5 protein-coding genes and 1 pseudogene are annotated in these 7,267 nt (G+C 73.0%); 2 read left to right on the top strand and 4 right to left on the bottom strand.

Annotated features, from left to right (window positions below):
* Positions 1–398: 398 nt before the first annotated feature.
* Complete coding sequence (gene tyrS / locus HCJ94_RS23745; protein ID WP_168003262.1) at positions 399–1,685, bottom strand: tyrosine--tRNA ligase; 1,287 nt, start codon at positions 1,683–1,685, stop codon at positions 399–401.
* Positions 1,686–1,784: 99 nt separating this feature from the next.
* On the opposite strand from tyrS, the gene HCJ94_RS23740 reads away from it, so the two are divergent.
* Positions 1,785–2,174, top strand: a complete 390-nt coding sequence (locus tag HCJ94_RS23740) for a PaaI family thioesterase (protein WP_373684433.1) — start codon at positions 1,785–1,787, stop codon at positions 2,172–2,174.
* 120 nt (positions 2,175–2,294) lie between these two features.
* Here HCJ94_RS23740 and HCJ94_RS23735 read toward each other — a convergent pair whose 3' ends face one another.
* From HCJ94_RS23735 to HCJ94_RS23725, 3 genes are all read right to left on the bottom strand, one after another.
* A complete protein-coding gene (locus HCJ94_RS23735) occupies positions 2,295–3,614 on the bottom strand; it encodes a hemolysin family protein (protein WP_168003251.1) in 1,320 nt (439 codons plus the stop codon).
* Between the two features lie 121 nt (positions 3,615–3,735).
* Positions 3,736–4,359 (bottom strand): YgjV family protein, encoded by a 624-nt coding sequence (locus tag HCJ94_RS23730; protein WP_168003250.1) that lies wholly within the window; start codon positions 4,357–4,359, stop codon positions 3,736–3,738.
* On the bottom strand, positions 4,356–4,883 hold the full coding sequence (locus HCJ94_RS23725; RefSeq protein WP_168003249.1) for a GNAT family N-acetyltransferase: 528 nt from the start codon (positions 4,881–4,883) through the stop codon (positions 4,356–4,358). The genes HCJ94_RS23730 and HCJ94_RS23725 overlap by 4 nt, the downstream gene beginning before the upstream one ends.
* Positions 4,884–5,055: 172 nt before the next feature.
* Between HCJ94_RS23725 and ppdK the strand changes: the two are divergent.
* A pseudogene (gene ppdK / locus HCJ94_RS23720) lies at positions 5,056–7,239 on the top strand (pyruvate, phosphate dikinase); the annotation flags it as partial.
* Positions 7,240–7,267 lie beyond the last annotated feature (28 nt).

Here is a 7,267-nt window from a genome sequence, read left to right as displayed (position 1 = left end):
CGGTTGTTTCTGCCGTGTCAAACCGCTCTGTGGCGCTTTGTCATGGCTTCACACCATTTCCGGGCACCACTGCACAACCGACTCTCGTCGTTTGTGCGGTGGTTTCGGCGGACCGGCCGCTGCGGTTTCCCGCAAGCACGCCCGGCTCCCTGCCGGTCGTCAACCATACCCGGTCGGTTCCGCCCCACCAAATCCGCCTCCCGGCAGATCGGGGCACCGCCCGGTCCAGGTTCGCACGGGGTTCAACCCATCCGACCCTAGTGTCATTCCCGCGCTCCGGCCGTCAGGTCTTTCGCCCTGTTTCGTCCGTTCCGCGCTGGCAGAGAGAAAGTTACGCGTCCGGCGGAGTGATCGTCAAATCCGCCGGACGCGTTCCCGGTCACACTGTCGGCGTACGCCTATCTCCGCAGCTCGACGCCCGCGAACGAGCGCTTGCCGCGGCGCAGCACCAGGTACCGGCCGTGCAACAGGTCCTCCGGGGTGACCACGGCCTCGGCCGACGTCACCCGGTTGTTGTTGATGTAGGCGCCCCCCTCGGCGATGACCCGCCGCGCCTCCTTGTTGCTCGGCACCAGGCCCGACTCCTTCAGCAGGCTTGCCACGTCGGGCAGCTCGTCGAGGTGGACCAGCCCGGCCTCGGTGAGCGCCGCCCGGAGGGTGACCGGTGACAGCTCCTCCAGCGAGCCCCGCCCGAAGAGAGCCTGGCTGGCCGCGACGACCTGGGCCATCTCGCGCTCGCCGTGGACGAGGGTGGTGAGCTCCTCGGCCAGGGCCCGCTGGGCGGCCCGGGCCGCCGGCCGTTCCGCGGTCTCCTTCTCCAGAGCCTCCAGCTCCTCTCGGGGGCGGAAGCTGAAGAAACGCAGGTACCGGCTCACGTCCCGGTCGTCCACGTTGACCCAGAACTGGTAGAAGGCGTACGGGCTGGTCATCTCCGGGTCCAGCCAGATGGCGCCGCCCTCGGTCTTGCCGAACTTCGTCCCGTCCGACTTGGTGACCAACGGCGTGGTGAAGGCCTCGACCGGGCCGGCACCCCGGCGGCGGATGTAGTCGACGCCGGCGGTGATGTTGCCCCACTGGTCGGAGCCGCCGTACTGGAGCTGGCAGGCGTGCCGGCGGTGCAGCTCGAAGAAGTCGTTGGCCTGGAGCAGCTGGTAGCTGAACTCGGTGAAGCTGATCCCGCTCTCCAGCCGGGCCTTGACCACCTCGCGGGCCAGCATCTTGTTGACCGGGAAGTGCTTGCCGACGTCGCGCAGGAACTCGACCACCGACATCTCGGCGGTCCAGTCCAGGTTGTTGACCAGCTGCGCCGCGTTGGCACCCTCGTACGACACGAACGGCGCGAGCTGCTCGCGGATCCGCGCGACCCAGCCGGCCACGACCTCCGGCGGGTTCAGGGTCCGCTCCGCGCTCTCCTTCGGGTCGCCGATCTGGCCGGTCGCGCCACCCACCAGCAACAGCGGCCGATGGCCGGCGAGCTGGAGCCGCCGGGCGGTGGTGACCTGCATCAGGTGGCCGACGTGCAGACTCGGCGCGGTCGGGTCGAAGCCCACATAGAAGGCGATCCCGGGGCCGTCGAGCAGCGCGCGCAGCTCGTCGAGGCCGGTGGAGTCCTGGATCAGGCCACGCCACCGCAGGTCGTCGAAGAGAGAGTCCCGCCCGGACGGCGGAAGGCTGGTGTCGGTCACGGTCACCGATTCTCCCCCATGACCGGGTGCCGGCCGTACCGGGTTTGCCGGACCGGGCCCCGCTACGCTGGCCGTCTTCCGATCGACGAGGGGGTTCGCGTGGACGAGCCGGACCTGACGGGTGGCTTCGTGGCGCTGCTCGGCCTGAAGTTCGACGAGGCGAGTGCCGACCGGGTGGTCATCCGGTGGCAGGTCCGCCCCGAGCTGCACCAGCCGTTCGGCATCCAGCACGGCGGGGTGTACTGCTCGGTGGTCGAGACGGCGGCCAGTGTCGGCGGCGCGCTGTGGCTGGGTGACCGGGGCCAGGTGGTCGGCGTGTCGAACCAGACCGACTTCCTCCGTGCGGTCCGGGACGGGGAGCTGACCGCCGTCGGCACCCCCGTGCACCGGGGCCGCAGCCAGCAGTTGTGGCAGGTGGAGATCACCGACGCCGACGACCGGCTGGTCGCGCGGGGCCAGGTTCGCCTCCAGAACCTCAAGCCCGCCTGACCGCCGCGCCCGCCGGTCCGTCCCGGCCGCCCACCGCCGGCCGCCGAGGCGGTACGCGGGCAGCCCGCCCGCCGGCGGCCACGCGACTGCCGGAACGGCGGGCGGTCGCGCGGTGCCCGGTCAGGAACGGGACGGGTCGAGGGCCGGGGCGGGCTCGTCGTCGAGGGCCGGCGCGGGTCGGCGTACCCGCACCTGGTCGATGGCCCGGTGGTCGATGCGGGTCACCTCCAGCTCCCAGCCGTCGACCGTGACGCTCTCCCCGGCCACGGTCGGGATGTGGCCGAGGCCGGCGAGGACCAGCCCGGCGACCGTGGTGTAGTCGCCGCTGGGCCGGCCGGGCAGGTCGACGCCGACGTCCGGGAGGTCGTGCACGGGGAACGTACCGGGCAGCAGCATCGACCCGTCCGGGTCGGTGCGTACCGAGCGGACGTCCCGGTCGGTCTCGTCGTAGATCTCGCCGACGATCTCCTCGAGGATGTCCTCCAGGGTGACGATCCCGTCGACCGCCCCGCGCTCGTCCACCACCAGGGCGATGTGCTGCCGCTCCGCCTTGAACTGGCGCAGCGCGTCGACCACCGACAGCGAGTCGGGCAGCAGCATCGGCGGGCGGGCCATCTCGTCGACCGGCCGGTCGTCGGGCATGCCGACCAGGTCGCGCAGGTGGATCACGCCGACCGCGTCGTCGAGCCCGCCGTGCCGGACCACCGGCGCCCGGGAGTGGCCGGTGGCGGCGAGCACCAGCCGGGCGGCCTCCGCGGTCGTGCCGCTGTCGAGCGTGAAGACCTGCAACCGGGGTACGAGCACCGCCTTGAGCTGCCGGTCGGCGATCTCCACCGCCCCGGCGATGATCATGCGCTGTTCCTTGGTGAAGCCGTGGTTGCCGGCGACGATGTCGCGGAGCTCGTCCGGGCCGATCTCGTCCGGCTCGTGCTTCGGGTCGAGCCCCACCAGGCGGACCACCAGGTCGCTGGTCGCGCCGAGCGCCCAGACCGCCGGCCGGGTGAGACCGGCGAGCACGTCCAGCGGGCGGGCCACGAGCAGCGCCCAGCGCTCGGCGGCCTGCATCGCGATCCGCTTCGGCGCCAGCTCCCCGAAGACCAGCGTGACGAACGTCAGCGCCAGGGTGACCAGCACGATCGCCACCGTCTCGGCGGCGCCGCCCAGCGGCGCCAGCAGCGGCACGAGGGGCCGGGCCAGGGACACCGCGGCGGCGGCCGAGGCCAGGAACCCGGCCAGGGTGATGCCGATCTGGATGGTGGCGAGGAATCGGTTCGGGTCCCGGGCGAGGCGGGCCAGCGTACGCCCGGCCCGGCTGGTGCGTTCGAGACGCTGGATCTGGCTGTCCCGCAGTGACACCAGCGCCATCTCGCTGCCCGCGAAGAGCGCGTTCAGGACGACCAGGACACCCACCAGGGCCAGTTGGCTCCCGTAGCTCTGCACGCCGGGCACTCCTCCTGCGGACCGCGCCGGCGTCCGTCGCCGGCACCGCCGGGCGGGGCAGCGCCGGCGTACGCGCATCTGTGCCCCGCGGAGGGGGCACCGAATCCTCGGCGGGGAGGTGTCACGCCGGCACGGGCAGATCCAGCACGTACGCGTCACCCTGCCGGCGGAAACCGAGCCGGTGGTAGTAGGGGGCGACCATGCCGGGCGGGCTGACCACCCGGCGGAACCCCCGGTCGGTGAACAGCCGGCTGCGCCGGTACACGAACTCGCCGGGGGTGAAGTCCCGGAAGCGGCGGGTCACGTAGTCGAGGTCGATCTGGGCCACCCCGCCGGGCTCGGCGTGCGACAGTACCACCCCGACCACCTCGTCGGCCTTCATCACGACGAACGCCGACCGCTCCCCCTCCGGCCGCCAGGTGAAGCCGGGGTTGAACCGCGCGATGTCGGCCGCGTGCACATGGAGGGTGTGGGCCAGGAACTGGTCGTCGACGCCCACCTCGACCACCTGGTACGTCGCCTCGTCGTGCCGGGTGGCGAGCATGCCGCGCAGGTACCAGACGTTGATCGCCGCCAGCACCACGTTCAGCCCGACCATCGGCCACACCTGCACCGCGGCGTTGTAGCCGATGAGGACGAGGCAGCCGATCAGGTTCAGGGCGCGCAGCCGGAGGATGCGCGTCTGCAGCAGCGACCAGACCAGCACCGCCGAGCCGGTCCAGCCGATCAGTTCCAGCCAGTTCACCCCGCGAGGGTAGTGCCTGCCCTGGTCAAGGCCGGTGCCGGGGCCGGGCCGGGAAGCTCCAGGACCCACTCCTCGACCTCGACGCCGCGCCCGTGTGCGTACCCCCGGTCCTCGCCGGTGACGACGAAGCCGCACTTGCGGAGCACGGCGAGTGAGGCGCGGTTGTCCTTGGCGGCGCGGGCGTGCACCGGCCGGCGGGACACCTCCCCCAGCAGCGCGGCGAGTGCGCCGGTCGCGTACCCCCGGCCCCACCGGCGGGGGTCGATCCAGTAGCTGACCTCGGTGCGGTCGCCGGCCGGGAAGGCGATGACGTGGCCGACCACCTCGCCGCCGACGACCACCGTGCGCGGCACCATGGCCGCGTCCGCGCGGACCCGGCGCCAGTGGGCGTCGAACGCGGCGCGGTCGGCCGGGTCGGCCGGGCCGAAGGCCGCCATCCAGTTGGCCTCGACGTCCTGCTGGTGGGCGAAGAACAGCGGCAGGTCGTCGTCGAGGACGGGGCGCAGGCGAAGGTCGGCGGTCATCGACGTCGAGGATAGGGCGCGGTCCCGGCGTGCCGGTCGAGCCGGGCCGGGACCGGATCCGGGACCTCTGGCCCGGTCGCTGTCCCGTCCGGCCCTGCCGGGTCGGTCCCGCCCGGGGCTACCAACGAAGGGGGACGACGTCCCGCGGCGGTAGCGGAGGAGGCCGGCAGCCATGACGAGATACGTCTACGACTTCATCGAGGGTGACCGGAGCAGGGCGGACCTGCTCGGCGGCAAGGGCGCGAACCTGGCCGAGATGACCCGGCTGGGGCTGCCGGTGCCGCCCGGCTTCACGGTCAGCACCGACGCGTGCCGGGCGTACCTGGCCGACGGCAGGCCGCCACTCGGACTCTTCGACGAGGTCAACGCGCATCTGCGGGGGATCGAGGTGCGGCTGGACCGGCGTCTCGGCGACCCGCATGACCCGCTGCTGCTCGCCGTCCGCTCCGGCGGCCGGTACTCCATGCCCGGGATGATGGAGACGATCCTCGACATCGGCCTGAACGACGCCACGGTGGCGGGACTCGCCGCGCGGACCGGTGACGAGCGTTTCGCGTGGGACTCGTACCGCCGGTTGATCCAGATGTTCGGGCGCACCGTGCACGGGGTGCCGGCGGACGAGTTCGAGCGGGAGCTGGCGGCGGTCCGTGCGGCGGCGGGCCCGGGCGGCCCGAGCGCGGCCGCGTTGCGAGCGCTGGTCGACACGTACAAGAAGGTGTACACCACGCAGGTCGGGCACGACTTCCCGCAGGCCCCGCACGAGCAGCTCTACCTGGCCATCCGCGCGGTCTTCGAGTCGTGGAACGCCGAGCGGGCGGTGCTCTACCGCCGGCGCGAGCACATCCCGGACGATCTCGGCACCGCGGTCAACGTGATGGCGATGGTCTTCGGCAACCGCGGCCCTGACTCCGGCACCGGGGTGGCCTTCACCCGGGATCCGGCCACCGGCGCCCCCGGCGTGTACGGCGACTACCTGCCCGACGCGCAGGGTGAGGATGTGGTGGCCGGGATCCGCAACACCATGCCGCTGGCCGAGCTGGAGCGGATCGATCCGACCAGCTTCGCCGAGCTGACGCGGATCATGAGTGTGCTGGAGCGCCACTACCGGGATCTGTGCGACGTCGAGTTCACCATCGAGCGGGGCCGGCTCTGGATGTTGCAGACCCGGGTCGGCAAGCGCACCCCGGCCGCCGCGTTCACGATCGCCGCCCAACTCGTCGACGAGGGGCTGATCACGCTCGACGAGGCGCTGCACCGGGTCGACGGCGCCCAACTGGCCCAGCTGATGTTCCCGGCGTTCGATCCGGCGGCGGCACCGCCGCCGCTGACGACCGGCGTCGGTGCTTCCCCGGGCGCGGCCGTGGGCATGGTGGTGTTCGACTCCGCGGCCGCCGTCGCGGCGGCCGGCCCGGTGATCCTGGTCCGGCAGGAGACGAACCCGGACGACCTGCCGGGCATGATCGCGGCGACGGGCGTGCTCACCGCGCGTGGCGGCAAGACCTCGCACGCCGCCGTGGTCGCCCGCGGCATGGGGCGCACCTGCGTCTGCGGGGCCGAGGAGCTGCGGATCGACGCCGAGCACGGCGAGGTCAGCGTCGGCGACCGGGTGCTCCGGGCCGGCGACGTGATCTCCATCGACGGCGGCACCGGCGCGGTCTACCCGGGCGAGGTGCCGGTCGTCCCCTCCCCCGTCGCCCGCTACCTCGCCGGTGAGCTGGCCCCGGAGTCCGACCGGTTGCTGGCGGCCGTGGACCGGCTGCTGCGGCACGCCGACGCGGTGCGCCGGCTGGGCGTGCGCGCCAACGCGGACACCGCGGACGACGCCGCGCGGGCCCGGGCGTACGGGGCGACCGGGATCGGGCTGTGCCGTACCGAGCACATGTTCCTCGGCGAGCGCCGGGAACTGGTGGAGCGGCTGATCCTCGCCGACGGGCCGGCAGAACGTAGCGCGGCCCTCGCCGCGCTGCTGCCCGTGCAGCGCGCGGACTTCGTCGCGATCCTGGCCGCGATGGACGGGCTGCCGGTCACCGTCCGGCTGCTCGACCCGCCGCTGCACGAGTTCCTGCCGCCGCTGCACGAGCTGACCGCCCGGGTGGCCCGCGCGGAGGCGCGCGGGCGGAACCCGGGACGGGACGGCACCCTGCTGGGCGCTGTCCAGCGGATGCACGAGGCCAACCCGATGCTCGGGCTGCGCGGTGTCCGGCTCGGCCTGGTGATCCCCGGCCTGTTCGGCATGCAGGGCACCCGCGCCGACCTCGCCGAGGTGTTCCGGCTGCACGCCGCCGGCCGTACCAGGGTGGTCCTGGAGACCCGCAAGCTCGACGAGATCAACGAGGCGACCGAGGACGTGCTCGCCGGCCGGGCGGCGGCCCGCCTGGTGATCC

The sequence above is a fragment of the Micromonospora thermarum genome (assembly GCF_012034245.1).
GTDB lineage: Bacteria > Actinomycetota > Actinomycetes > Mycobacteriales > Micromonosporaceae > Micromonospora > Micromonospora thermarum.
Note: the sequence above shows the minus strand (reverse complement) of the source record. Positions and strands in the feature narration are given on the sequence as shown.

Coding starts and splice junctions, on each gene's coding strand:
- HCJ94_RS23725 (WP_168003249.1), bottom strand. CDS start 4,883: ATGACCGCCGACCTTCGCCTGCGCCCCGTCCTCGACGACGACCTGCCG.